At 61.4% G+C, this 23,741-nt stretch carries 29 protein-coding genes and 2 tRNA genes; 22 read left to right on the forward strand and 9 right to left on the reverse strand.

Translation table 11 applies throughout. The annotated features are described in order from the left end of the window. The first annotated feature begins 89 nt into the window (after positions 1 to 89). From VGG89_17760 to VGG89_17770, 3 genes are all read left to right on the forward strand, one after another. Positions 90 to 227 carry a hypothetical protein gene (locus tag VGG89_17760; GenBank protein ID HEY1978401.1) on the forward strand — a complete coding sequence of 46 codons (138 nt, stop codon included), beginning with the start codon at positions 90 to 92 and terminating at the stop codon, positions 225 to 227. 100 nt (positions 228 to 327) lie between these two features. Next, positions 328 to 783, forward strand: coding sequence for a hypothetical protein (locus tag VGG89_17765; GenBank protein ID HEY1978402.1), 456 nt, complete (start codon positions 328 to 330; stop codon positions 781 to 783). Between the two features lie 14 nt (positions 784 to 797). After that, positions 798 to 1,154, forward strand: a complete 357-nt coding sequence (locus VGG89_17770; GenBank protein ID HEY1978403.1) for a type II toxin-antitoxin system HicB family antitoxin — start codon at positions 798 to 800, stop codon at positions 1,152 to 1,154. A gap of 402 nt (positions 1,155 to 1,556) precedes the next feature. On the opposite strand, the gene VGG89_17775 is transcribed toward VGG89_17770, so the two are convergent. Further along, a complete protein-coding gene (locus tag VGG89_17775) occupies positions 1,557 to 1,943 on the reverse strand; it encodes a hypothetical protein (GenBank protein HEY1978404.1) in 387 nt (128 codons plus the stop codon). Between the two features lie 415 nt (positions 1,944 to 2,358). Then, positions 2,359 to 3,096, reverse strand: coding sequence for a hypothetical protein (locus VGG89_17780; protein ID HEY1978405.1), 738 nt, complete (start codon positions 3,094 to 3,096; stop codon positions 2,359 to 2,361). 306 nt (positions 3,097 to 3,402) lie between these two features. On the opposite strand from VGG89_17780, the gene VGG89_17785 reads away from it, so the two are divergent. Continuing rightward, the gene (locus tag VGG89_17785) at positions 3,403 to 3,870 is read left to right on the forward strand and encodes a hypothetical protein (protein ID HEY1978406.1); all 468 of its coding nucleotides are present in this window, start codon (positions 3,403 to 3,405) and stop codon (positions 3,868 to 3,870) included. Positions 3,871 to 4,093: 223 nt separating this feature from the next. Then, on the forward strand, positions 4,094 to 4,720 hold the full coding sequence (locus tag VGG89_17790) for a hypothetical protein (GenBank protein HEY1978407.1): 627 nt from the start codon (positions 4,094 to 4,096) through the stop codon (positions 4,718 to 4,720). Between the two features lie 144 nt (positions 4,721 to 4,864). Here VGG89_17790 and VGG89_17795 read toward each other — a convergent pair whose 3' ends face one another. Continuing rightward, the gene (locus tag VGG89_17795; protein ID HEY1978408.1) at positions 4,865 to 5,101 is read right to left on the reverse strand and encodes a hypothetical protein; all 237 of its coding nucleotides are present in this window, start codon (positions 5,099 to 5,101) and stop codon (positions 4,865 to 4,867) included. Between the two features lie 215 nt (positions 5,102 to 5,316). On the opposite strand from VGG89_17795, the gene VGG89_17800 reads away from it, so the two are divergent. From VGG89_17800 to rplA, 7 genes are all read left to right on the forward strand, one after another. After that, a tRNA-Arg gene (locus VGG89_17800) sits at positions 5,317 to 5,394 on the forward strand. Positions 5,395 to 5,513: 119 nt separating this feature from the next. Beyond that, positions 5,514 to 5,678: a 50S ribosomal protein L33 gene (gene rpmG, locus VGG89_17805; protein ID HEY1978409.1), complete on the forward strand. Its 165-nt coding sequence runs from the start codon at positions 5,514 to 5,516 to the stop codon at positions 5,676 to 5,678. A gap of 15 nt (positions 5,679 to 5,693) precedes the next feature. Then, positions 5,694 to 5,769, forward strand: a tRNA-Trp gene (locus VGG89_17810). Positions 5,770 to 5,791: 22 nt separating this feature from the next. Beyond that, positions 5,792 to 6,010, forward strand: a complete 219-nt coding sequence (secE, locus tag VGG89_17815) for a preprotein translocase subunit SecE (GenBank protein ID HEY1978410.1) — start codon at positions 5,792 to 5,794, stop codon at positions 6,008 to 6,010. 287 nt (positions 6,011 to 6,297) lie between these two features. Then, positions 6,298 to 6,813 (forward strand): transcription termination/antitermination protein NusG, encoded by a 516-nt coding sequence (gene nusG, locus VGG89_17820; GenBank protein ID HEY1978411.1) that lies wholly within the window; start codon positions 6,298 to 6,300, stop codon positions 6,811 to 6,813. Between the two features lie 194 nt (positions 6,814 to 7,007). Then, positions 7,008 to 7,433, forward strand: coding sequence for a 50S ribosomal protein L11 (gene rplK, locus VGG89_17825; GenBank protein ID HEY1978412.1), 426 nt, complete (start codon positions 7,008 to 7,010; stop codon positions 7,431 to 7,433). After that, a complete protein-coding gene (gene rplA, locus VGG89_17830) occupies positions 7,433 to 8,134 on the forward strand; it encodes a 50S ribosomal protein L1 (protein ID HEY1978413.1) in 702 nt (233 codons plus the stop codon). The genes rplK and rplA overlap by 1 nt, the downstream gene beginning before the upstream one ends. A 68-nt stretch (positions 8,135 to 8,202) precedes the next feature. On the opposite strand, the gene VGG89_17835 is transcribed toward rplA, so the two are convergent. From VGG89_17835 to VGG89_17845, 3 genes are all read right to left on the reverse strand, one after another. After that, the gene (locus VGG89_17835) at positions 8,203 to 9,597 is read right to left on the reverse strand and encodes a hypothetical protein (GenBank protein ID HEY1978414.1); all 1,395 of its coding nucleotides are present in this window, start codon (positions 9,595 to 9,597) and stop codon (positions 8,203 to 8,205) included. Positions 9,598 to 9,703: 106 nt separating this feature from the next. Continuing rightward, the gene (locus VGG89_17840) at positions 9,704 to 10,681 is read right to left on the reverse strand and encodes a hypothetical protein (protein ID HEY1978415.1); all 978 of its coding nucleotides are present in this window, start codon (positions 10,679 to 10,681) and stop codon (positions 9,704 to 9,706) included. Positions 10,682 to 10,847: 166 nt separating this feature from the next. Then, positions 10,848 to 11,543, reverse strand: coding sequence for a carbonic anhydrase (locus VGG89_17845; GenBank protein HEY1978416.1), 696 nt, complete (start codon positions 11,541 to 11,543; stop codon positions 10,848 to 10,850). Between the two features lie 285 nt (positions 11,544 to 11,828). On the opposite strand from VGG89_17845, the gene rplJ reads away from it, so the two are divergent. The 3 genes from rplJ to VGG89_17860 are packed head-to-tail and all read left to right on the forward strand — an operon-like array spanning position 11,829 to position 13,261. Further along, positions 11,829 to 12,353 (forward strand): 50S ribosomal protein L10, encoded by a 525-nt coding sequence (gene rplJ / locus VGG89_17850; protein HEY1978417.1) that lies wholly within the window; start codon positions 11,829 to 11,831, stop codon positions 12,351 to 12,353. Between the two features lie 24 nt (positions 12,354 to 12,377). Next, positions 12,378 to 12,752, forward strand: coding sequence for a 50S ribosomal protein L7/L12 (rplL, locus tag VGG89_17855; protein HEY1978418.1), 375 nt, complete (start codon positions 12,378 to 12,380; stop codon positions 12,750 to 12,752). 5 nt (positions 12,753 to 12,757) lie between these two features. Next, positions 12,758 to 13,261, forward strand: a complete 504-nt coding sequence (locus VGG89_17860; GenBank protein ID HEY1978419.1) for a hypothetical protein — start codon at positions 12,758 to 12,760, stop codon at positions 13,259 to 13,261. Here the strand turns inward: VGG89_17860 and VGG89_17865 are convergent. From VGG89_17865 to VGG89_17875, 3 genes are all read right to left on the reverse strand, one after another. Then, entirely contained in the window at positions 13,251 to 13,664 is a 414-nt protein-coding gene (locus VGG89_17865) for a hypothetical protein (protein HEY1978420.1), read from the reverse strand. The two genes, VGG89_17860 and VGG89_17865, sit on opposite strands and share 11 nt — an antisense overlap. Positions 13,665 to 13,697: 33 nt before the next feature. Then, positions 13,698 to 14,840, reverse strand: coding sequence for a M48 family metalloprotease (locus VGG89_17870; GenBank protein ID HEY1978421.1), 1,143 nt, complete (start codon positions 14,838 to 14,840; stop codon positions 13,698 to 13,700). An 85-nt stretch (positions 14,841 to 14,925) separates the two neighbouring features. Next, positions 14,926 to 17,031: a sodium-translocating pyrophosphatase gene (locus VGG89_17875; GenBank protein ID HEY1978422.1), complete on the reverse strand. Its 2,106-nt coding sequence runs from the start codon at positions 17,029 to 17,031 to the stop codon at positions 14,926 to 14,928. Positions 17,032 to 17,170: 139 nt separating this feature from the next. Between VGG89_17875 and VGG89_17880 the strand changes: the two genes are divergently transcribed. From VGG89_17880 to VGG89_17910, 7 genes are all read left to right on the forward strand, one after another. Beyond that, positions 17,171 to 18,370, forward strand: coding sequence for an NAD(P)/FAD-dependent oxidoreductase (locus tag VGG89_17880; GenBank protein ID HEY1978423.1), 1,200 nt, complete (start codon positions 17,171 to 17,173; stop codon positions 18,368 to 18,370). 8 nt (positions 18,371 to 18,378) lie between these two features. Continuing rightward, complete coding sequence (locus VGG89_17885) at positions 18,379 to 19,203, forward strand: protein-glutamate O-methyltransferase CheR (GenBank protein ID HEY1978424.1); 825 nt, start codon at positions 18,379 to 18,381, stop codon at positions 19,201 to 19,203. Continuing rightward, positions 19,200 to 20,288 (forward strand): chemotaxis response regulator protein-glutamate methylesterase, encoded by a 1,089-nt coding sequence (locus VGG89_17890; GenBank protein ID HEY1978425.1) that lies wholly within the window; start codon positions 19,200 to 19,202, stop codon positions 20,286 to 20,288. Before VGG89_17885 ends, VGG89_17890 begins: the two co-directional genes overlap by 4 nt. A gap of 84 nt (positions 20,289 to 20,372) precedes the next feature. Then, on the forward strand, positions 20,373 to 21,296 hold the full coding sequence (locus tag VGG89_17895; protein ID HEY1978426.1) for a FliA/WhiG family RNA polymerase sigma factor: 924 nt from the start codon (positions 20,373 to 20,375) through the stop codon (positions 21,294 to 21,296). Beyond that, positions 21,277 to 21,549, forward strand: a complete 273-nt coding sequence (locus VGG89_17900; GenBank protein HEY1978427.1) for a hypothetical protein — start codon at positions 21,277 to 21,279, stop codon at positions 21,547 to 21,549. The genes VGG89_17895 and VGG89_17900 overlap by 20 nt, the downstream gene beginning before the upstream one ends. A gap of 6 nt (positions 21,550 to 21,555) precedes the next feature. Further along, positions 21,556 to 23,439 carry a flagellar hook-length control protein FliK gene (locus VGG89_17905; GenBank protein HEY1978428.1) on the forward strand — a complete coding sequence of 628 codons (1,884 nt, stop codon included), beginning with the start codon at positions 21,556 to 21,558 and terminating at the stop codon, positions 23,437 to 23,439. Continuing rightward, positions 23,436 to 23,735: an EscU/YscU/HrcU family type III secretion system export apparatus switch protein gene (locus tag VGG89_17910; GenBank protein ID HEY1978429.1), complete on the forward strand. Its 300-nt coding sequence runs from the start codon at positions 23,436 to 23,438 to the stop codon at positions 23,733 to 23,735. The genes VGG89_17905 and VGG89_17910 overlap by 4 nt, the downstream gene beginning before the upstream one ends. Positions 23,736 to 23,741: the final 6 nt, after the last annotated feature.

The raw sequence follows: 23,741 nt of genomic DNA on the forward strand, positions 1-23,741 counted from the left end.
AAGTGGCTTAACTTTTACGAGACCGAGCTAGAAAAGGAAACTGAGGCACGTCACGCTCACCTTCGTTCTCATAAGTACGCCAACAATGCGTGACGTCAGGCGTTTCTTCCGCGTTCGCGCGGCTGCTGGCGTGGGCCGGCGCCGCGCAGCGCGGTCCCTCGGCGATCGGCCGGCGCGCGCGTAACCGCGTCATCATGCGCCGCGTAGGACGCGTCCTTCGACGCTAGAATACTGCCGTTGGAGACCTTGGCCCACCAAGTACACGGGGATCACTTTAAGGTGGTCCCCGCTTCACATCAAGAAGTCCTTACCTCAGGAGCTTTGGCAATGATTCGAACGATCTTGCTTTGCGTGATTACTGCCGGGTTAACGATAGCGGCTACGACGACAGTGCTGTCGGGGCAGAACCGCGCGGTAGGAGCGCCCGCCAGCGCCGACGAGGAAGCGCTGGTGCCGCTTTGCGGACACCCAGTCTATGGTGCAGACGGGACCATGGGGCCGATATTTTGTGTGATCGATAATCCGATCGCCCTGCACTACTATGCGCCAATGGCCAGACGAACGTTTGCGCTCGGCCCAGACGCATCCCCGCGAGACGTCGTCAACGCGCTGACCGTCGATTTTAAGCACGGTGGCACGGAGCCAATCCTTTGTTCGATTTACCAGCTAGCGGCGTGGAAGAATCATTGGCACTTCGGGGTATCGGTGGCTGCCCAAGTCGGGGAAGGTCTAGGGTTCCCGTCTGGCTGGTGTCGCGAGCCATCCTTTTCGGCGATTGAATAGCCGCGTGAGGTAAGATGCCCAAGAATTTCGATGAGCTCGGAAACAAAATGACGCCCGAGCAGCTCGAGCGTAGCGACGCGAAGGCACAGATCCTATTGCAGATCCAAAAGATTCTGGCTCGCCCATACAGGCGCGAGTTCCGACAAGACGACGACGGATCTTGGTTCGCACGTATCGTCGAGTTCCCGGGCTGCATGACGGTCGGCGCTACGCGTGAAGAGGCCGACCAAATGCTCGATGATGCCGCCGTCAATTGGCTGACGGTTATGCTTGAGGACAGGGATCCCGATTCCGGAACCGATCGCGGCCCCGTAACCACTCCCAGCGCTCGCGAGCAGGGTTGCTCGTCGCCGGCCTCGGCCTTCGCGTGACAAGCGACACAGCGACCGTCCCTGACATGCATCGACGCTGTTTGGTCGCAAAAGCCATGCGGGCACGGTCCCCGATCGATCCGGTCGTGCCGGCGACTTCCCATTGTCGCGTTGACACCGCAGATAGGCGCACGGGTTTCGATTTAATGTCGTGGCGCTAGCGTTAGGGCTCCGTCTCAGCAAAGTGATCTTCGCCACATGATCGCAGTAGAGCCCAGGCGACGTGCGTGCGCTCGTAAAAGCAGCCGCATCGATACAGCCTCGTTCTTTCGGCCGCGGTTGTGGGTCGTATGTTCCCGCGCTGATCCTTCTGGGGCCGCAGTCGTCCGATCTGTGCAGCTGGCCCCATAACACGGTCGAGCTCTTCGGTCGTTCGGTTCAAGGCTTAGGTATCGCGCCGGGTTAGCCACCCATTTGCTGTTGCTGGAACTCCATAGGCTGGATCCGAAATGGAATGGATTTCTTATGGTCGTCGTCGATGGTAATCTCGACGGAGTGGTGACCGAATCGCTTGGGCGGAAACGACAATTCCACCGGGATAATCAACGACTGTTCCCACCCCTGGGGCAAGTTCGGATTCTCGGGAACGACCACCTGAAATGCGAGATTAAACGTGCGCACGCCATCGTCGGTTTGAATCAACAGTTCCGTCTTATGCGGCTTGCGAAGCTCAGTCTTATTCGCCAGCAGACGCGCGACGACAAAGAAGCGCACCGGCATCGCAATCGCGTCCGGTGGACGCATTTCCTGCGGTACAACTTCGACCGGCATGGCACCGATCGTATCCATTCCAACTCCCAGGACGTTCACGTAGCCGGCACCGGGAAGAGCGCTGTGGGCGAGAAACGCCCAATCGACCCTCACCGGGTTATCTGCACAAGCGTAACCGACGCCTCAGTCGGCGGCTGCATGCCGTCCGCTGAAACGGGTATCATCGGGCCGCATACGACCGCAGTGAGTTGCAGCGGTGGCGCGGCAATCGAGGCAAAGCCCGCTCCGCATACTTCAGTAAGTGCTACAGAATCCATCGTGTTTCTCCGTCCCTGCTCCCCTTGGTCATCGGCGCTCCGGGGCCTTTCGGTGAGCCATGATCCTTTGTTCCCATCCCGCGCACGGCTCGTGCGGAAACTCCGGTACTCGGCTTATCGACGCGCATCGTCGGGAAGTTAGTTCCTGGCCCCATCACTTGTAAGCGCCGAAGGTATCAGGTAGCCGACGCCTGAGGCGGCGTGGGAGTGAGTTGAGCCCATTGCCCTCGCCCCGGCACGATACCGTCCGCAAACGCGATGCGCCAACGTATTCGCTCGAAAACTTCGCGACTACCGATCGGATGGAAAAACGAGACGAATGTCACTCGGTTTACAGGCGCGTCAACGAAGAAAAACCTATCTAGATCGGTTTCCCATCGGGAATACCCCGCGTCGTCTGGAGTCCGGTACCATAGCGGGAACTCTGGGAGATTTTTCATCGCGTCGGCATTGAACTCCGGCGGCACGAGAAGCTGCAGTGTCGCCCATTGCGCCGAGCGCGATCCCGTGTTCACGACACCAAACCCCACGTTCGTGCGCAGCTTTTCAGCGGAGAATGGTTGCTGAAATTCCACCGTTCCCCAAACCTGCAGATGGGCTAGAGCGGACATGATGGTGTCTTGATGTTCCAAGATCTTAGTTTGAGTCGACGCGATTTGTTCCAGCCGTTGCGCGAGCGTGATCTGGCGCGCTACGAGAAGCATCGTTAGAAGTCCGATGACCGCAGTCACCGCCTCAATCATGACCTCGGGGTGCTCTTCTTCCATCACCCACAGGCCCATAAAGATCAGCAAGACCGGCAACGAAAGGAATACGAGCCGCTCCAGCGGTGACAGAAAATCGTTCTTCCTCCAAGCTCCACGCAAGAGCTGAATCGCGACGAAGATCACCGCAGCATCGATTACGAGAAACACGAACTCGCGCCAGGGACTCGGGCGAGCAAAAAGCCACCCGATAGCCGATATGGCTCCGCCGATGTCGGCGTAGATGCGTACGAAGAAAGGCTCCACTTGATCCCAGTGCACGCGCGATTATTCGCGCTGCGCGCGCCGAGTCACTGCGCGAGTGCGCCTCGCCGCAGTGTCACCCGCGAGCGGCGCGATAGTCCGAAGGCACCATATAAGCTGCAGAAGCAGCATGGAACCATGCCGTTGTCGAAACCCGTGCTGCGTAACGAGGGAACGAGGTCATCTTGGCCCCTCGGTGGATCGGAGTGACCAATGAAGGCTCTGCTTCTCGCCGTGGCATTTGCAATGGTTGGCGTTCTCGCTGCCTGCGGCGACGACTCATCAAGTTCGTCTAGCGACTCCAGCGATCAGACCGCGGCGCCGGTCGCGACCGCGGCGCCCATCTCCGTAGCGGCCCGCAAGAAGAAATTCGTACAGAGCGTCGACGAGTCGATTTCGGGCGCGATGATCGCGGGCAACAAATACAAGTACGTTGGGAAAGACGTCGATCTTCACTGCACCGTCGCGAGCGTTATCGACGAAAACGGCTTCAATGCAACTTGCGGTGAGGATGACGATGGCGATCCCGTCAACATCGTCGTGCTGTACTCGTACACGAAGTCACTCGACCAGGGTCAGACCGTGCGAATTTTGGGAACCGTTGAGCAACCCGCAGAGGGGTCAAACGCGATGGGCGGCTCCGGAACGTTCCCGACGGTCAAAGCAGAGTTCATGGAATAGCTCGGCCCAAGGATGACTTCATCTCAACCGTGGTATCAGAATCCCGAATGGTGGGGCATCATCTTCTCCACCGCGCTGGGCCTCGCAGCCCTTACGCAAACCCTTTGGGGACCGCGCCTTAAAGCAGTATTCTGGCCGCGAAAGATTTGCATTCACGAGTCGCTCTTGCCGGATATCGGCTTTGGCGTTGCCGGCGCCCTTATTTGGGCTGTGCGGATCCATTGTGAGTAAGAACCTTGACTCGGTCATCGTCAACGCATACGTGCGAGCGAAGCGCCTCGCTGACGGGGCAGCGTATTCGTTTACGGCGCTCTTTAGCCGAACCCGCACGATCACGGAAACCGGCGACAACATCAACGGTGAAATATGGCGCATTTTCAAAGTCGCCGTCGACGAGCCCGCACCTTACGACATTACGTTTTGTAACGATGGCGCACGGGCGGCGATAAAGACTGCGACTGAGGCACTACGCGCCGCTTGGCTTCAGCGAATGGTTCAACAGATTCCGCCGCCCTATGATGACTACACCCCTGGGAATACCGCTCGTCTCGCCCAAGCGAATCAGGTCATGTTCAAAGACGCGCTGAACGCGGAGTTCCTGAATACTGCTACGGCTCAACTGCTCAACCATTTCTATTGGCTAGCTGGCCGGTACGATATCGCCCTAGAATTAGTCGCTGATGGGGACAAACAAACCCACAGCAAGAAATGGAAGATGACCGTCACGCGCGAGATGGAGCAACAACTCCGACAGAACGCACGCCGCCTCGTGGCGGCAGCCTGCAATCAGCCAACGGTCGTCGTGGGCCAGTTCTTTACTGCGTGGCCGACTTACGAACCACCTGAGTGACCATGCGATGTCGATCAGCGTGACGTAACAATCCGGCGAGGCGTTTATGGTCGGAGCTTCGGAACTACAAGCCTCTCAAGAGCGGCGATGGAATATTGGGATGCGATGGCGACCAGTACATGAGGTGCAGCGGATTCCCCAGCGCTATCCGATAGCTTGAGGGAGCAACTCGGCGATCTTCTTGGGATCTTGGACGCCGTTGACCGTTATAGGCGCGTGGATCGTAATGTTCGGCGCCGAGGATGGGATGAGCTGATTCATCAACCTGTTGCCGAGCGCCGTGCCCGGAGCCCCCGGTGCGATCGCGTTGCGGATCGCGCGAGCACGGGCTGCGGCAAGCGCCGCCGGCGAGGCTGGCGGAGCGTTGGCATCAGGAGACACCGGACCTCCGCTCGCGAGGGACTTCACGATTCGGCGATGCGTTCAGTCAAGCCCAGGCGAGGGCGGTAGGAGGTGAGAACGGACGGCCGTGAATCGGTCGCAGAGCCCAACGAGCGAAACCCAATGCAACGGAAATGCAACGGAAGCGACTTGAAGGGAGAGTAGAGACCCGCCGGTGTAGCGGAAACCCTCGTAAAACCTAGCGGATCACGTGCGCGCCCGTAGCTCAAACTGGATAGAGCAGGGGACTCCTAAGCCCAAGGTTGCCAGTTCGATTCTGGCCGGGCGCACCACCCAGCAAGCAGGAACCTCCTCCTGTGCTTGCGAAGGCCGAACCGCTGTGCTAACATGAGAGGTCGAACGGACCCCCGGTCCGTTTTATTCATGTTCTGATTTTGTCGCTGGGGAACCGATGGCCAAGAAAGAGACGCGCGTGATGGTGGTTCTGGCGTGCACTGAGTGCAAGCGCCGCAACTACAACACGCAGAAAAACAAGCAGAAGACGACGGACCGGCTGGAACTCAACAAGTACTGCCGCTTCTGCCGCTGCCACCGCGCCCACCGCGAAACGAAGTAACGTCCTTCGCTTCTTAGGTCGGTAGCTCAATTGGTAGAGCACTCGCCTCCAAAGCGAGGGGTTGCGGGTTCAAGTCCTGTCCGGCCTGCCAGTTTTTCGGGAGAGAACCTTTGGTGAACGAGCAGAAAAAGACGGCCCAGTCGATTGCCGGCGGAGATTTCGTCCGCGGGGTGATCGCTGAATTGCGGCGCGTCACGTGGCCGACGCGCGAAGAGTGGGTTTCGGCTACGATCCTCACGATCGTGCTGGTCGTGGGTATTGGCTTCTTCACATTCGTTCTCGACCAATTTTTCGGATGGTTGTTTACCCTCATCCATCCGGTAAGCGGGTAATGCACACTACCATGTTTGACATCGATCGCGACGCTGCAGAGCACGCGGAAACGATTTCCGAAGAAAACACCATTGACGACAGCGCGATGAGCGACGCTGCGAGTTCGGTCGACGAACCGGCGCTCGAGCACGAGCTGGCGTACGAGGAGCCTGCCGTCGACGCTCCGGTCGAAGACGACGTCATCGAGGACGACGTCGCCGAAGCGCCGGCGCTCGAAGAGGCTGAAGAAGCCGTTGGCGGCGAGGCCGCTCCCGCGCGTGGGCCAAAGGACAATCGCAACTGGTTCGTGGTGCACACCTACTCGGGTTACGAGAACAAGGTCAAAGCCAACCTCGAACGCCGCATCCACTCGATGGGCATGCAGGACAAGATATTCCGCGTGCTCGTTCCAATGGAAGACGAAGTTGAGTTCAAGGACGGCAAGCGCAAGATTACGCCCAAGAAGGTGTTCCCGGGTTACGTCCTCGTCGAAATGATCATGGACGACCAGTCGTGGTACGTCGTGCGCAACACGCAGGGCGTCACCGGATTCGTCGGCAGCCCCGGCCCGGGCGAAAAACCGGTGCCGCTGCAAGATAAGGAAGTCAAGACGATCCTCAAGCAGATGGGCATCGAAGCGCCCAAGCTCAAGATCGACTTCAAGAAGGGCGACCGCGTCAAGGTTACGTCCGGACCATTCTTCGACTTCACCGGTGTGGTCGACGAAATCGCGCCGGAGAAAGAACGCCTGCGCGCGCTCATCTCGATCTTCGGCCGCGAAACGCCGGTCGAGCTCGAGTTCTTCCAGGTGGAAAAGGTCTAGCACGATGTCTTTTTGCCTGTAGCTTCGTCAACTCGGGCCTCGTGGACCCCAGTCCACTTCGGCCGCTCGTTTCCTCGCTACAGCCAAAAATCCAATCGTGCTAAAAAGAGACGGTTTCTTACGGAGGCGACCCCGATCCGTAAGACTGCTGAGGGGCAGAAGCATCGGAAACGATGCATCGTTAAGGAGACAACGTGGCTAAGAAGGTCGTAGGCAAAATCGGCCTACAGATTCCCGCCGGCAAAGCGACGCCGGCGCCGCCGATCGGTCCGGCACTCGGACCATATTCGCTCAACATCATGGACTTCTGTAAGCAGTACAACGAACGTACTGCCTCACAGGCCGGCATGATCATTCCGGTCGAGATCACCGTTTTCGAAGACCGGACGTTTACGTTCATCACCAAGACGCCGCCGGCGTCGTTCCTCATCAAACAGGCGCTCAAGCTCGAGTCAGGCAGCAAGGAGCCCAACCGCAACAAGGTTGGCAAGCTCACGCAGAAGCAGCTCGAGGAGATCGCCAAAGTAAAGATGCCCGATATCAACGCCAACGATATCGAGGCGGCGAAGAAGATCATCGCGGGGACGGCACGTTCGATGGGCGTGGAGGTGGAAGCGTAATGCCGCAGCATCACGGAAAGCGATTCAAGAAACTCGTCACCGACTACGATCGCAAGGCGCTGTTCTCGACCCCCGAAGCCGTGGCGCTCGTGAAGAAGAACGCCAACGCGAAGTTCAACGAGACCGTCGAAGCGCATATTCGCCTTGGCGTCGATCCCAAGAAGAGCGACCAAAACGTCCGCGGCACGGTGCTTCTTCCGCACGGAACGGGCCGCACCGTTCGCGTGATTGCGTTCGCAAAAGGCGACAATGCCAAGGCCGCACAGGAAGCGGGAGCGGATATCGTCGGCGATCAGGACCTCATCGACAAAGTCAAGGGCGGCTTCACGGAGTTCGACGTTGCCGTGGCAACGCCGGACATGATGGCGCAAGTCGGTAAGGAGCTCGGTCGCGTTCTCGCGCAGAAGATGCCCAATCCGAAGGCCGGAACCGTGACGCCGAACATCGGCGGCGCGATTCGCGACATTAAGGCCGGCAAGGTGGAGTTCCGTCTCGACAAGACAGGCATCATCCACACGATCGTCGGCAAAGCGAACTTCGACGAGGACCAGCTGCTCGAAAACGTCTCGACCCTGCTCGACGCGATCGTTCGCGCGAAGCCGGCGGCGTCAAAGGGTACCTATCTGCGCAGCGTTACGCTGACGAGCACTATGGGCCCGGGCGTCAAGGTCGATCCGAACCGCATTAAAGCGACGGCGTAGCGCCGCCGCACGCGCAAAAGAAAAAGCTCGCCGGAAATCCGGCGAGCTTTTTGCTCCCTGCGCGGATGCTAGAAGGCTCCCACGCCCCACGGCGTGCCGACGCCGGTCGGACCGTCCCAGCCCGGCATCGACGTGCAGATCGCGGTCGGATCGGCGCCCTTCACGTTGCTGCCGCAGATCTGGCCGGCGTTGTTCTCTAAATCCGGCGACGCATTCTTCCCGATGATGACGTCGGTGATGCTGCTGCTTCCAGCACTATACAGCGCCGCGCCGTAGTTCTGCGTCGACGCATTACCGGCGAGCGCATAGGTGGACGCGATGATCGGCGAAGCCGCGCTAGTGCCTCCGACGACGTAGAATCCGCCGGCATACGGGAACGACATGTAGACGAGAACGCCGGTGTTCGGATCGGCAACAGCCGAAACATCCGCGCCCGGCTTGGTGTCGCTGGGACACTTCAGCGATTTGCTGAGCTTCTCCCAACTCGGGCGCTTCACGAACGTCGAGCAACTGCTGCCTCCGCCGCTCCACGCGGTCTCGATCCAGCCGCGCGAGTTGTTATACGGATACAGCGACGTACCGCCGACCGAGACCACGGTCTGATAATCGGCCGGGCTCTGCGGGCCGGCGTACCAGGCGTTGTCGCCGGTGCTCGCCGTCACGATCGTGTTGGGGATGCTGTAGTACTTGGCGTACTTCGCGATTTGCGAAGCGAAGCAAACGATTTTGCCTTTCTTGTTGACCGCGCACTCGGGGCCGCCGTAGGAGTTGCTGATTTGGCCGGCGCCGGCGGTCGCCGCGGCCAGGGCGGAGATGCCGAGATTCTTACTGCTGTTTGTGGTCGCTTCGATCAACACGATATGGCAGTTCGGGCAAATCGCCGAAACCATGTCCAGATCCAGCGCGGTCTCGACGCCCCATCCCAAGTTAGCACCAGTCGGGGGGCTGGGAAGCGGCGACGTCTGGCCGCTTTGGTTGAGGATTTGCAAGCATCCGTTTTTGATGGTGCAAGCCGGTAGTTTGAACGCTTTGCGATACTTCCCAAGGTCCGCTTCGGCGTCGGGATCGCCGAACGCGTCGACGATGCCGACGGTTTGACCCTTGCCTGCGCTACTCGACGGCAATTTATAGGCTTGCTGCAGCTGCGCCGGCTCGAGCGGATAGTACCACGAGTTGGAGGCTGCCGCGCCCAAACCGGACGCCGCGACGTTGGTGACGGCACGATACTGCGGCGGCTTTTGATACACGACGTCGGTGCGTATCATTGCAAAGCACTGCGGATAGCCGAGTTTCGCTTTCGCGCATGCCGGACGAACGTTCGTCATCTTGGGCGTCTGCGTCGCAATCTGTGGATTCGTCGGGCCGGATGCCGGTAGCGCCGATCCAGCGCCCTGACCACCCGAGCACGATGCCGTAGCGAATGCCGCGATCAAAACGAACGCGGCGCCTTTGAAGCGTTTCATGGAAATGAGGAGGCCTCCGATAGAAGTGGTTGGGTGAAAACGAGGAGCTCCGGTAAGGAGCTCCTCGACTCTAAAGCCGGGACCTGTCTAACAGGTGGCTATTCGATTAGTAGGATACTGCGCACCCGCTGATGGCGTTGCTCCAGAGGCCCTGAACGGGGAAGGAGCTGCCGTTCATCGTTTGGTTGCTCGCAGGCGGTTTCAACCAGGCGCACTTGTCGCCGTTCTCTTCGCCGCTCGAGTCGAGCCAGCCGGAGTTCGGTTCGGGATCCGTGATGGTTTCGGAGTACTCGTGTCCGCCGACGATCGTGACGCCGTCGTACGTTCCCGGCGAGTTGATGAAGCCTTCACCGCAGCTTGCTCCGGCATCGGTCTGATACGGGAAGTCGGTGTAGGACACTTCGGAAGTTCCGCTGCCGGTCGAGCTGTGGAACGCGCACCACTGCGTCTTGAAGCCGCTCGGATCGTGACCTGAGGCCATCGCGACGAAGTAGTTGATTTGCGGACCGTGGCCGTACGTCGCAGCGTACTTCGAGGCCTCGGCAGCCACGTTACTTTGGCTGGGCTTTCTCGGCGGGGTGCTGCTGTCGACGACGGTCGCGAGCAACTGACCAGTTTGGTTGCCCGCGCAGTAGGTCGAGGTCGAGGTCGGCGAGCAGAGCGCCGTTCCGGGACTCTGGTAATACTGATGATTGATGTTCTGCCACGGGCTGCCGCCGGTGTGGCTGAAGAAGCTTTGCAGAATCGTGGCTTCCGCGTTCGTCGCGGTCATGCCCCACAGCACGAGAACGACTTTGGGCGCCGTCTGTACTGGGCCGCCGTGCAACGTGAGGTTGGTGACGGAACCGGCACGTCCGGTCGATGTGTTCTTGCGCAGTTTCTCCATCGCGTCGCGAGTCAGAAACAAGTGCGCCGCATGGCCGTGCTCGTCGTACATCACAAACGGCGAGTTAACCGGTACGCGCATCGAGGACGAAGGCGCCGTGGGCGCATTACTCGTCGGCATCGACGACATGTTGCCGCTGCAGGCGGCGAGCATCGCTGCAGTCGCAGCGGCTCCGAGAATCCGGGAAGTCTTGAGCACTAAGGAAACCTCCTCGTATTAGAAATGGCGGATCTCTATGGCGGATCTCTAAGGAAGACGAATTGTCGACCAAGACCTTGAACGAAATCTTAACTAAAGACCTACGTCGGGGGATAGATGCAAAACGCATCTACCCCGCCACCAACTTTTTGTAGGTATTGCCTACTTAAACGAAACGAACTTTTCCGGTGTGGAGTTCGTACACGCCGCCGATCACGCGGATCTGACCGCTCTTGACCGCGTCGCCGATGATGCTGGAGTTTGCCGGAATTGCGGCTACGTTGGCTTTCACGTTTCCGGCGATCGCCTCGTCAAGCGACTCGCCTTTCTTTACGGCCGGGGCGATCGCCGTAACCAGGCCCTGGATGTGGCCCGGCACGGTCGTCCCTTGATTCACGTATTTTACGGTTGCGTCGACGGCGCCGCAGGCCGTATGGCCGAGAACGAGGATCAGCGACGCTTTGAGCACCGCGACCCCGTATTCCATCGAGCCCAGACCGTTGGCGTCGGCAAAATTGCCGGCTAGCCGGACCACGAAAATATGGCCGGGTACCTGGTCGAACACCGTCTCGATCGGCACGCGCGAGTCCGAACATCCCAGCACGATCGCAAACGGGCTCTGGCCCTGGGTGAGTTCCATCCGCCGGGCGGTCAGGGGGCCGCAGGTTGAGTTGCCGGCGACGAAGCGGCTGTTGCCCGCCTTGAGGAGGGCCAGTGCCTGTTCGGGATTGCTCGCGGCCGGAGCCGGGGCGCCGCCCCCGGCGGCCATCGCTTCACCGTCCACAAGAGCCGCCGCGGCCAAGCCGAGGCCGGTCGACCGTAGGAATTTGCCCCGGTCGACGGAGTCCGAAGAATGCGCCATTGGTGATCGCTTCCTCCTTAGTGAGCTTGCGTGGACCCGGAGCCATGTGGTAGTCTACGCGAGGCTCCGAAGACCGTAGGTCCCCGATTTTGGGGGTAATGTCATTTTCGACCTTCCTTAGCGGCAAGCACGCGCAGCGTGCGCAGTCCTGAGCGTAGTCGAAGGGACACCTACCGAGGACGCGATACGAAAACTCCCGCGATTGACGCGAGTCCGTTTTCTTAGAAGCGCCCTCCGGACGGATGGAGCGCTTTTTCATTACATCAGAAAGCGACTATACGTCTCATGCCAACCGCACGTAAAGAAACCGCGGTACAGGAACTTCGCGATCGGCTCGCCGCTTCGCGAAACTTGTTCTTGACGGATTACGCAGGCTTGACCGTGGAGGAGATCACGAAACTCCGCGGCGAGCTGCGCAAAGACGGCAATACGTACGCCGTCGTCAAGAACACGCTCTTTCGCATTGCCGCCGGAGATCTCGCCAAGCAGTTGGAGAGTTTCCTGGCGGGTCCGACCGGCATCGTTTTTGCCGGCGAGGATCCCGTCGCTCCGGCCAAGGCGCTCAAGACGTTCACCGATGCGACCAAGAAAGTCACCGTCAAGGCGGCTTATATCGACGGTCAACTCGTCGACGCTAAGCAAGTTGCAGTTCTTGCGTCGCTGCCGTCGCGGCAGGAACTCGTCGCCAAGCTCGTCGGTTCGCTCGCCTCGCCGCTACGCGGCCTTGTGACCGTTCTTTCGGGCAATCAGAGCGGTCTCGTCCGCGTACTCAATCAAATCCGCGAGCAAAAAGAATCGGCCGCGGCATAACGCTTAAGGGAGATTTCACGTATCATGGCAGTTGCCGAACTCATCGATCAAATCGACAAACTCACCGTTCTCGAGCTCGCGGATCTCGTCAAGCAGCTCGAAGAGAAGTACGGCGTCTCCGCAGCCGCGCCGGTTGCGATGATGGCCGCCGCTCCGGGCGCGGGTGCTGCCGCACCGGCCGCCGAGAAGACCGAATTCGACGTCATTCTCGCCGAAGCCGGACCGGAAAAGATCAAGGTCATCAAGGCCGTTCGCGAACTCACGAGCCTCGGTTTGACCGAAGCGAAAGCGTTCGTCGAGAGCGCGCCCAAGCCGGTTAAGGAAGGCGTCACCAAAGACGAAGCCGAGCAGGTCAAGAAGAAGCTCGAGGAAGCCGGCGCCAAAGTCGAGATCAAGTAATCTCGGTGCAACAATCGAACGCAGCTGCGCCCGTATGGGCGCAGCTGCTTCCTTTAGCGGTCATCGTCGTGATTCTCGTGATCCGCTCGATTCGTCCAGCGAGGATCAGCGTCACGCGCATGTGGATCACGCCGCTCGTCTTTTGCGCGCTGGGCGGCTTTGCGGTCTATGCGACCCAACGGCTCGAGCCCGCGCCCGTCTGGGAAATCGCCGCCGGGTTGATCGTCGGCCTGATCGCCGGCGTGCCGTTCGGCATTCTGCGCGGCACGCACACCGACGTACGGCCGGCCGATCGTCCGGGCGTCATGTATTTGGGATCGTCGTGGATGACGATTGCGATCTACTTGGTCGCGTTCGGTTTGCGCTTCGTCGTACGCGAAATGATGCCGCACCGCGGCGCGCTGGCGGGCGTGATCGGCGACGCGCTATTGGGTTTTGCGATCGCGTTTATCGCGACCAGCTATATCGTGATCTTCCGGAAGTACGAGCTGGCGGCCGCTAAAGCTTAGGCGGTCCGTAACCGCTGGAACTCGCGTTTCCTTGCTGTTGCTGTTGCTGCGCGGGCGGCGTGGAGTTCTGCTGCGTCGCCGCTGCGGATGGAGCGGGCGGCGCTCCGTTGACTTGCGTTGAAGGCGGCAACGGCCACTGCGTGATCCACTGCTGCGACTGCCATTGCGGGGTCTGCCACGTCTGGGGCTGCCACGGCTGGCTTTGCCACTGCTGGCCGGCCGCGGTCGGCATACCGGCAGAACCCGTCGACGCACTCCCACCGCTCGACGTGCTGACTCCGCCGGCGGATCCGCCTCCACCTGACGACCCGCTAGCCTGCTGGGCCATGCTCGGGAGGGTCGAGGCAACGACAAGAGCTGCAAAAGCGAAAATCGCAAAGACCGTAATCAGGCGGCTACGCATGTGCGATGACGTTAGCGGCCTAGCGTAGGATCCCTATCCGGGGCCGTACGGGGAAGGGTAGCCCCCGTATCCCGGCGGCGGCTGCTGCGGATACGGGTAGCCTTGCTGCGGATACGGATAGCCTTGCTGCGGATATGGATAGCCTTGCTGCGGATACGGATAGCCCTGCTGCTGCTGCGGATAGCCCTGCTGCGGGTAGCCTTGCTGCGGATACCCCTGTTGCTGCTGCGGGTAGCCTTGCTGCGGATACCCCTGTTGCTGCTGCGGGTAGCCTTGCTGCGGATACCCCTGTTGCTGCTGCGGATAGCCCTGCTGCCCGTAACCGCCCTGCTGGCCGTAGCCGTGGTGCGGAGAAAACTCTTGCGACGACGACTGTTCGCGCGACTGCACCATCGCGACCGCCTTACTCGGATCGTTCGGATACTTTCCGAACGTCGCCGGATCTTCGGAAAAGACTTTTTCGAGATCGGCAACGCGATGCGAGTCGGTCGGATGATCCGACAGCCACTCGGGGCTCGAGCTCTTTTGACCCTTCATGCGGTCGAACAGCCAAACCATGCCCCACGGATTGTAACCGGCTTTTACGCAGTTATACGCGCCGGCACGATCGGCCGCGCTTTCGACTTCGCGCGAGTAGCTCTTCGACTGCGCGTTTGCTCCCATGCCGACGGCCATCTGTCCCATGTAGCCGCCGTAACCGCCGCCCATTCCGAGAATCGCGCCAAGAATGCCGGCTGCCGTTTGCAACCCTTGATTCTTGTGGTTCTCGTTGTAGACGTCGTGATGAATGTCGTGCGAAACCTCGTGACACAGCACTCCGGCGAGCTCGTCCTGATTCTGAACGAACGACATCAAGCCCGTCGTTACGTACACGTTGCCGCCCGGAACGGCAAATGCGTTAGGCGACTTCGAGTTGACCAAAATGAAGTGAAACGGCGTGAAGTACTGCGGATCGGCAACGGCTGAAATCTTGTCGGCAACCGGCTTGAGCTCGTCGTACAGCGGTGACTGCGGAACGATTTTGCCCTGCTGCATCAGCTGCTGGTACTGCTGCTGGCCGACCTGCATTTCCCACTGATCTTGTTGCGACGATTCGGCAAGCGCGGGCGAAGCGCCAAATACGAAAAAAGCGGCGAGAAATGCAGCCGCAAAGGGGCGTCCCAGGGTTCGCGTCATGCCCCTATCCTAGGCCGTCCCTGAGAGAAAAAGATGAGAGCCGGATTTGATTCCGACCCTCATTTTGTTAAGCGAAGCCGGCAGGCTAATGAACGAGGAAACCGACCAGCAACAGGGCGACGATATTCAACACCTTGATCATCGGATTGATCGCCGGCCCGGCGGTGTCTTTATACGGATCGCCGACGGTGTCGCCGGTGACGGCCGCTTGGTGAGCGATCGAGCCTTTGCCGCCGAAGTTGCCGTCTTCGATGTATTTCTTGGCGTTGTCCCACGCGCCGCCGCCACTTGTCATGGAGATCGCGACGAACAGACCGGTGACGATCGAGCCGACCAAAATGCCGCCCATCATCTGCGCGCCGGTGTCGCCCGGCAGCGCTTTGAAGACGGATAGCAGCACGACGAGCACCGGAACGCCGACCGGAATGAGCGCCGGAACGATCATTTCTTTGAGCGCCGCGCGCGTCACGATGTCGACGGTCGTTCCATAGTCGGGCTTAGTGGTGCCGGCCATGATGCCCGGAATCTCGCGGAACTGACGGCGCACTTCCTCGACCACCGCGCCGCCGGCACGTCCGACCGCTTCCATCGAAAGCGAGCCGAACAGATACGGCAGCAAGCCTCCGATGAAGAGACCGCACAGCACGTACGGATTGCCGATCGCAAACAAGTCGCGCACCGTATCGGCGCACGCCGAACCTTGTCCGGCGCACTTTGCGTTGGTGAGCTCTTGCAGGAACGACGCGAACAGCACGACGGCCGCGAGCGCGGCCGAACCGATCGCGTACCCCTTTGTGACCGCCTTAGTGGTGTTTCCGACCGCGTCGAGCGGATCGGTGACGTTGCGCACCTCTTGCGGCATCTCGGCCATTTCGGCGATACCACCCGCATTATCCGTGATCGGACCGAACGAGTCGATCGCGACGACGATGCCTGCCATCGACAGCATCGCCATAACCGCGATACCGACGCCGTAGATGCCGGAAAGCGCGAAACTGACCAGGATGCCGACGACGATCGTGATCGCCGGCCACGCCGTCGCCTTCATCGATACGGCCAAGCCGGCGATGATGTTCGTTGCATGTCCGGTGACCGACGCCGCGGCGATCTGGCGCACTTCTTTGAACTGCGTGCCGGTGAAGTATTCGGTAATGAACGTGATCGCGCCGGTGACGACGAGACCGACCAACGCACAGAGGAAGATCGGCACGGGCATCGCGACGGTCGCTCCGGCGAACACGCTTTGCGTGACGAACCAGAATCCGACCAGCGCCAGAATCCCGGCGACCGTCATGCCGCGATAGAGCGCGCCCATGATGCGGCTTTTGTCAACTTTGCCGACGGAGACGACGAGCGAGCCGATGATCGACGCCACGATCGAAACCGCGCCGAGCAGCAGCGGGAACGTCGTCGCACCCGGCACCGCCGCACCGATGAGCAAGTGGCCGAGCAGCATCGCCGCAACCGTCGTGACGCAGTACGTCTCGAACAAGTCCGCCGCCATACCGGCGCAGTCGCCCACGTTATCGCCGACGTTGTCGGCGATGACGGCAGGGTTGCGCGGATCGTCTTCGGGGATGCCGGCTTCGACCTTCCCGACCAAGTCGGCGCCGACGTCGGCCGCCTTCGTATAAATACCGCCGCCCAGACGTGCGAACACCGAGATCAGCGAACAGCCGAACGCGAGTCCGACCATCGCCGCGAGCGACGTGCCTTCGTTGCCGCCGTTGACGTTGAGCAGGATCCAGTAGTAACCGGAAACCGCCAGCAGTCCCAAACCGACGACCAGCATGCCGGTGACCGTGCCGCCCCGGAACGCGACGTTGAGCGCCGGTGCGAGTCCTCCGCGGCCGGCTTCGGCGGTGCGCACGTTGGCGCGCACCGAAATCGTCATACCGATGAAGCCGGCGGCGCCCGAAAGAATCGCGCCGATCAAAAAGCCGATCGCGGTTTCGAGCCCTAGCGAGGGAGCGAAGTAAATGATGATCGCGCAGATAATCGCGACGATGCCGACGGTCGTGTACTGGCGCTTCAAAAACGCCATCGCGCCTTCTTGAATCGCCGCGGCGATCTCGCGCATGCGTTCGTTACCAGCGGGTTGACCCAACACCCAGAAGATCAGCGCGACGCCGTAGAGTACGGCGAGCACACCACCGACCAGGCCGGCCACAATCGCAGTCTGTGCCGTCATTATGTTCCTTAAAGTAGCGAGGGTAGTACGAAAAGCAGCCCCGTGTCCGGGCCGACCGGAGCGGATACTAGGATTGCCTCGGCGAGTCCTTTCCCGGCTTGCTTAGGATGAGGGCAGCGCGTAATAGAACTTCGGACCTATGGAGACGGTCGACTTCGTCGTCGTGGGGTGCGGACCGGCGGGCGCTACCGCCGCACGCGAGGCGGCGGCTGCCGGCATCGAAACGGTGGTGCTTGAGAAAGATGCCGTCGTCGGCGCGAAGCGCGTTTGCGCGGCGGGCTTGCGACCGGGTTTTTGTCGCACCTTCGATCTGCCGCGGGAGCTCGTGCATTGCGACACGCCGCGGCTGGCGCTCTTCGACGACGCCGGCGTGGAACACGAGATCCCGTTCGGACCGGGTCACACCACCACACGCGAGGAGCTCGACGGCACGATGGGGGCGCTGGCGGCGCAAGCCGGCGCGGACGTGCGCACGCAGTCGCTGTTCCGTTCGGTCGACGATGGCGGCGGCCGGACCGTGGTCGAATATGCCGACTTACGTGCCGGCGAGCGCCGCCAAGTGCGCGCGCGCAACGTTTTTCTGGCCTCCGGCGCCACTGTGCGCGCGCCCGAAAGCCTCGCGTTCGACCAGTGGGAGAGCGGTCTCATGACGACGCTGCAATATCGCGTTTATCTGCAGCATCCGGCGGTGCCGATCGCTTACCGCACGCTCGAGCTACATTATTACCGCACGGCGGCCGGACGGCAGATCGTTGCGTGGATGTTCCCCAAGCGCGACCACTTAGCCATCGGGCTAGGCGTCGTGGGCAAGATGCCGGGACGGGAGTTGCGCGAGGAACTGACCGCGTTCGAGACGCGCGTGCGCGCGCGGCTCTATCCCAACGTCCAGACCGCCGCGCGTAAGGAAGAAGGTCACCTGCTTTACGGCGGATGGCCGCGTCCCAACCTGAGCCGTGAGAACGTCATGATCGGCGGTACCGCCGCCGGACTGGTCGACGCCACCAACGGTGAGGGGATCTACGAAGCGGCCATGACCGGCCGCATGGCCGCCGAGTCGGTCGCCGCCGAGCGCTCGCGGCCGGCCGCGGCCGCGACGCGGTACGCGCGCGCGGTGGCCGGGCGATTTTCGCGCCGGCTGTCGCACCGAGTAAAGTTGATGCGCTTTCTCGAACGTGTACCGACGCGTTATGGGGTGCTCTTCGAGCAACTCGCGAGTACTCCACGCTTTGCCGACCTCTTGCAAAAGGAAGACTGCGAACGAACGATGGGCGACCGCATCTACCTCTATGGCCAAGCGTTGCGTTTCGCAGTGCGTGCCGCCGGATTCGCTGGACGTTAAACTAGCGCGTGTCGACGATTGCCATCTCGGAGCCGGAGTTCGTGTCGCTGCGCGACTCCATCCGCGAACGTTTCGGCATCTTCTACGACGATACGAAACAATTTTTACTCCAAAGCCGCTTGCAGACGCGTCTGCTCAAGAGCCGCTGCGAGACGTTTGGGGCGTATCAGCGGTACCTGTCGACGTCCCCGCAGCGCGAGGAAGAGTGGGACGAGCTCGCCTCGGTGCTCTCCAACAACGAGACGTATTTCTTTCGCGAGCGCGCTCAACTCGACGTTCTTGCCAACGAGTGTGTCGACGAGGCGCTGCGCGCGGGCGGACGGCTGCGCGTATGGTCGTCGGCGTGCTCCACCGGAGAAGAGCCGTATACCATCGCCATGATGCTGCTCGACGGTAGGCGGATCGCGCCGTCGAGCGTCACGATCCGAGCCAGCGACCTCTCGCCACGCGCGCTCGGAAAGGCCCAGACCGGTTTCTACCGCGAGCTGTCGTTTCGCGCCACCCCGCCCGAGATCGTGGCAAAGTTTTTCAAGCCGTTCGAACAAGGCTTTTTCGTATCGGACGAAGTCAAGCGGATGGTCGAACTCTTCCGCATCAACCTGCTCGATGCGCGGGCCGTGGCAGGAGTCGGGATTCATGACGCGATTTTCTGCCGTAACGTGCTCATCTATTTTGACAAGCCGACCCAGAAGCGCGTCGTCGAGGCGTTCGCGCAAGCCTTGCGTCCGGGCGGCTTCCTGTTCCTGGGCCATGCCGAGTCGATCATGCGCCTAACCGATCTGTACGATCCCGTGATTACGCCCAAAGCGATCTATTATAGGCGTAAAGCGTGAGCGACGTCATCAACGTTCTCGTCGTGGATGACTCGGCGTTCATGCGCCGCGCGATCACGAAAATTCTCGAGAACGAAGACGACATTCGCGTCGTCGCGACGGCCCGCAGCGGCGAAGAGGCGCTGGCGAAGGTCGCTCAGGTCAATCCCGACATCATTACGATGGACGTCGAGATGCCCGGAATGGGCGGTCTCGAGGCCGTGCGCCAAATCGTCGGCGGCGAGCGCGTGCCGATTATTATGGTCAGTTCGCTTACGCGCGAAGGCGCGGAAACGACGTTCCGCGCGCTCGAGCTCGGCGCCGTCGATTTCATTTCTAAACCCGATGCGGCATACACGAACATCAATGAAGTCGCGCGCGATCTCGTTGCGAAGATTCACACGTTCAGCCGCCGCGGCGCCCGGCCGCTAGCGGCGCACGACGTCGCGCCAATAACCGCGCCGGCGCCCGTACAAGCGCCGCCGCCGTTCGCGCGCCCCCGGATCGCGCATCGTAACTACGAGTGCGTTGCGATCGGAACGTCGACCGGCGGCCCGGTTGCGCTCGCGCACGTGATTCCGCGGCTGCCGCTAGCGTTTCCGTTGCCGATTCTGATCGTGCAGCACATGCCGGTAGGTTTCACGCGTCCGCTTGCCGACCGTTTGAACTCCCAGAGTAAGCTGCGCGTCATAGAGGCAAGCAATGGGATGATCCTTGAGAAGGGTACGGCGCTTGTGATACCCTCCGGACGCCAGGTCAAGCTCCACCGTTCGCTGGGCGACGTCGAGCTGTCGCTGGTTCCCGACGACGGTCACTCCCTGCACGTGCCGAGCGTCGACGTTCTCGACGAGCAGGTCGCCGATATGTACGGTCCGTTGGGCATCGGCGTGATCCTCACCGGTATGGGGCAAGACGGCGTGAAAGGTTTGCGCAAGCTTAAGGCACGTGGTGGTTATGTGGTGGGTCAAGACGAGGCCACGTGCGTCGTCTACGGCATGCCGCGTGCCGCCGCACTCGCCGGCCTCGTCGATCGGGTAGCCCCGCTGGACGAAATACCGCAGGTGCTTTTGGACCTGATCACGCAGTCCAACCGAACAAATTCTTAACGGTGGCAAGCACGATATTTCACGAACTATACGCTCAGCCGCTAGGAAGCGCGCGCCCGGCTGTGAGAAACTCTGCGGCATAAAATGAAGCCGGACCTAGCACGTCGCTACGTCATCGGCGGCGTGGAACTTTCGCGAGAAGAGATCGTCCACAAATACCTTCACTTGGTGAAGTACGTGGCCGGTCGCATCTCGGTGAACCTTCCCCCCAACGTCGAGATCAACGATTTGATCAACGATGGTATTTTGGGTTTGATCGACGCGATCGAAAAATACGACGACGCGCGGGGAGTCAAGTTCGAAACGTACGCGATCACGCGAATCAACGGTGCCATCCTCGATGCGCTGCGCTCGCTGGATTGGGTGCCGCGCGCCGTTCGTCAGCGCGCTCGCGAGCTCGAGCGCGTCTATCAGGAACTCGAGCTCGAATACGGCCGGGCCCCCAACGAAGACGAGGTCGCGAGGCGAATGGGTCTGTCCGTTCGCGAGCTCGATCAACTCATCCAGCGTGTGCGCGGCACGGCCGTCTTATCGCTCGAAGAGTTTCTGCCCAACGAAAAAGGCTACGAAATCCCGCTGGTGGACACGCTCAAAGACGAAGAGAGCGACGTGACGTCGGAAGTCGAGCAGCGCGAAGTCCGCAACGAGCTGGTCGCGGCGGTCGACTCGCTGTCGGCGCAAGAACGCACCGTCATTCGGCTCTACTACTTCGACGGCCAGACGCTCAAGGAAATCAAGGGCGCGCTGGGCGTCTCGGAGTCGCGCGTTTCGCAGATTCACGCCCAAGCCGTCATCCATTTGCGCCAGAAGCTGCGCGAGCTGCGCGCCGACCTGGGCTATCGTGAAGACGATCCCACGATCAAACAGAAGTACCTCAGGAAGCCGCCGCCCGACCCCGATACTAGAGTAGAACGAATCTCTCGGGGAGAAGTACCGGGCAATGGCGATCCAACCGGTGGATCTGCAGCTGGCCTACCTGGCCGCACCAGTGAGCGCGGCCGCAGCTAACGTCGTCCAACAAGGACCCGAAGCCGCCCAGGCAGCCGCCCAATCAGCGTTCGCTTCCCAACTCGAGCAGCGTGAAGAGACCATCGAGGAATCGGCGCGTGCCGAGGGCGCGAAGATTCAGGCCGACCAGCAAGGCGGAGGCAACGCCGGTACCTACTCCCCGCGCAAGCGTCGCCAGCCGGTCGCGTCCGCGCCGGCCGAAGAAGTAGCGATTCCGGGCGAACCCGCGCACTTCATCGACACCACCGCCTAAAGTCCCATGTCGAGCTTCGACCCGCTCGCTGCAGTCGTTGCCGATGCGGCGCTCGCGCAGTCGTCCGTTGCCGCGATCGATCTCGGCGTGCAGATCGAAATTCTGCAGCAGCAGCTCGCCGTCGGCGACCTGCTCAGCGCAACGATTCTGCCGCCGCAAAACGGCGTCGATCTCTTATCGCTGCTGGGACAAACGGTGCAAGCGCAGCTGCCGCCGGGAATCGATCCGGGCGAGACGCTGCTCCTGCAAGTCACGGGGTTTCAAGGCAACCAGATTCTCGTGCGCAACATCGGCGTCGTCGATCCCGAAAATCCGCCGCCGACGGTAACGGTGACGCTTCCGCAGCCCGAACCGGGAGCGCCCACCCAAGGGACGTTGTATACGGTGCTCCCGCAAGCACCACAACCGCAGCAGGCTCAACCGGCGACACAACCGCAGCAAGCGTCGCAATCGGCATCAAACGACAGCGTCACCAGCACGCAAATACCGCCCGCGACACCGATACCGTCGTCGGTCGCTCCGCCTCGCGCCGTATTCGTCGCAGCGTCGGTACAAAAAGTCCAACCCGCAACGGGGCCTTCGGCATCGACACCCGCGACGAGCGCGCAAAAGTCCGTGCCGGTCGTCGTGCCGCCCGAGAACGAACTCGCGCTCGAAGCTCGTATCGCCGCAACGCGCGCCGCCTCAATCGACATCGAGGAACTCGTGAATCAGCCGGCGCCGGTAAAACACGTGCCCGCACAGCCGCTTGCGCAACAATCCGCGCCGGCAACACCGCCGGGACGTACTTCGCCGATACCATCGACGCCGGTAGCGCCCCCGCCCATCGCCCCACGAGCAGCGGCGCTCGCGCCGGAGCTCGCGCTTCTCGCACGTCTACGTATTCCGGCGCTGCCGTTCACCTTGGCAGCGGCGCGTTTAACGAACACCGCGGCGTCGATTCTGCCGCGAACGCTCGCTCGTCTCGACGCGGCGCTGGCCGCGCTTCCACAAGCCGACGCGCGGGCCGCGACGATCCGCACCATTGCCGCTTTCTTGGGCAAACTCGATTTAGGCAACACGCGCGCACTGCCCGAACAGCTCATGTCGTACGTGAGCAACGTCGTCGACGGCGCCGAAAGCAAACTTGCCGCCCTCGTGCGCGCGCTCGATGCCGATCCCGAACCGCCGCCCGAAGCGCCGGGCCAACCAGCCACGGCGCAAACGCCGCCGGCAGCAAACGCACCGGCGAACGTCCCCACGAATGCGCCGCCACCGCAATCGGCGGCGGCAAACGCGCAGGGCGCCGCCGCGGAGAATGCGCAGCCCGAAATCGCAGCACGCGCGGCAGAACGCGCCGTCGCGTTGCAATACGACCTCAAAGCCGCGATCGTTTCGATGACCGACACTCCGGCACGGGGTGCGACGGCGCAGCTGTCTGCAACGCTCGGCGAAGCGCTGACCGCGCTGACCGCGGTGCAACTCGGTGCGGTCAACGCACAGAACACCGATCCGAGCACGATCGTGATTCCGCTGCCCGCATTTTATTACGACGGCGGCCGTCCCGCGCAGTTGCGTATCTCGCGCGACGCGCCCCAAGGCGGTAACAAACTCGATGCGGACAACTTCCACATTGCCTTCGTTCTGGACACTAAGAGCTTGGGAACCGTCGCGGTCGACGTTCAAACGGCGTCCCGCAGCGTCAGCGTGAACGTCAAGACCCAGGCGCAAACGGCGGCCAACCGCTTCCGCGACAGCTTCGGCGATCTACGCGGACGTTTGGAGCAACTGCAGTATCGCGTCGCCAACATCGCCGCGAACGTGGCTCCCCCGCGTGACGGCGGCGCGAGCAAAGCGAGCGAGGCGAGCGTCGTCGAGGAGCGCAAAAGCAACGTGGATCTCCAGGCATGAGCTTCTTCGATTTCCGCAAGCGCGAGAAGCGTCCGGCAGCTGCAGCCTTGACGTACGATCCCGTCAAGCCCGAGCCGCCGCAGGTCGTCGCGGTCGGGCGCGGACACCTTGCCGAAGAGATCGTTCGCGTTGCCAAAGAGCAAGGAATCCCGTTGCACGAGGATCCCGGCCTGGTGGAAGCGCTGGCGATGCTCGACGTGAGCGACTATATTCCGCGCGAACTCTACGCGGTAATCGCGCAGATCCTCAGCTACGTCTTCCGCGTCGACACCGCGGCCGGCGCGCGGCAGCGTTAGGGGTTT

The organism is Candidatus Baltobacteraceae bacterium, assembly GCA_036488875.1.
Classification (GTDB): domain Bacteria; phylum Vulcanimicrobiota; class Vulcanimicrobiia; order Vulcanimicrobiales; family Vulcanimicrobiaceae; genus JAFAHZ01.

Bases quoted from the DNA above. Each gene is read 5' to 3' on its own strand.
- VGG89_17765 (HEY1978402.1), top strand. From the start codon at position 328: ATGATTCGAACGATCTTGCTTTGCGTGATTACTGCCGGGTTAACGATA.
- VGG89_17770 (HEY1978403.1), top strand. From the start codon at position 798: ATGCCCAAGAATTTCGATGAGCTCGGAAACAAAATGACGCCCGAGCAG.
- VGG89_17775 (HEY1978404.1), bottom strand. From the start codon at position 1,943: ATGGATACGATCGGTGCCATGCCGGTCGAAGTTGTACCGCAGGAAATG.
- VGG89_17785 (HEY1978406.1), top strand. From the start codon at position 3,403: ATGAAGGCTCTGCTTCTCGCCGTGGCATTTGCAATGGTTGGCGTTCTC.
- rpmG (HEY1978409.1), top strand. From the start codon at position 5,514: ATGGCCAAGAAAGAGACGCGCGTGATGGTGGTTCTGGCGTGCACTGAG.
- rplA (HEY1978413.1), top strand. From the start codon at position 7,433: ATGCCGCAGCATCACGGAAAGCGATTCAAGAAACTCGTCACCGACTAC.
- VGG89_17835 (HEY1978414.1), bottom strand. From the start codon at position 9,597: ATGAAACGCTTCAAAGGCGCCGCGTTCGTTTTGATCGCGGCATTCGCT.
- VGG89_17845 (HEY1978416.1), bottom strand. From the start codon at position 11,543: ATGGCGCATTCTTCGGACTCCGTCGACCGGGGCAAATTCCTACGGTCG.
- rplJ (HEY1978417.1), top strand. From the start codon at position 11,829: ATGCCAACCGCACGTAAAGAAACCGCGGTACAGGAACTTCGCGATCGG.
- rplL (HEY1978418.1), top strand. From the start codon at position 12,378: ATGGCAGTTGCCGAACTCATCGATCAAATCGACAAACTCACCGTTCTC.
- VGG89_17865 (HEY1978420.1), bottom strand. From the start codon at position 13,664: ATGCGTAGCCGCCTGATTACGGTCTTTGCGATTTTCGCTTTTGCAGCT.
- VGG89_17870 (HEY1978421.1), bottom strand. From the start codon at position 14,840: ATGACGCGAACCCTGGGACGCCCCTTTGCGGCTGCATTTCTCGCCGCT.
- VGG89_17875 (HEY1978422.1), bottom strand. From the start codon at position 17,031: ATGACGGCACAGACTGCGATTGTGGCCGGCCTGGTCGGTGGTGTGCTC.
- VGG89_17880 (HEY1978423.1), top strand. From the start codon at position 17,171: ATGGAGACGGTCGACTTCGTCGTCGTGGGGTGCGGACCGGCGGGCGCT.
- VGG89_17895 (HEY1978426.1), top strand. From the start codon at position 20,373: ATGAAGCCGGACCTAGCACGTCGCTACGTCATCGGCGGCGTGGAACTT.
- VGG89_17905 (HEY1978428.1), top strand. From the start codon at position 21,556: ATGTCGAGCTTCGACCCGCTCGCTGCAGTCGTTGCCGATGCGGCGCTC.
- VGG89_17910 (HEY1978429.1), top strand. From the start codon at position 23,436: ATGAGCTTCTTCGATTTCCGCAAGCGCGAGAAGCGTCCGGCAGCTGCA.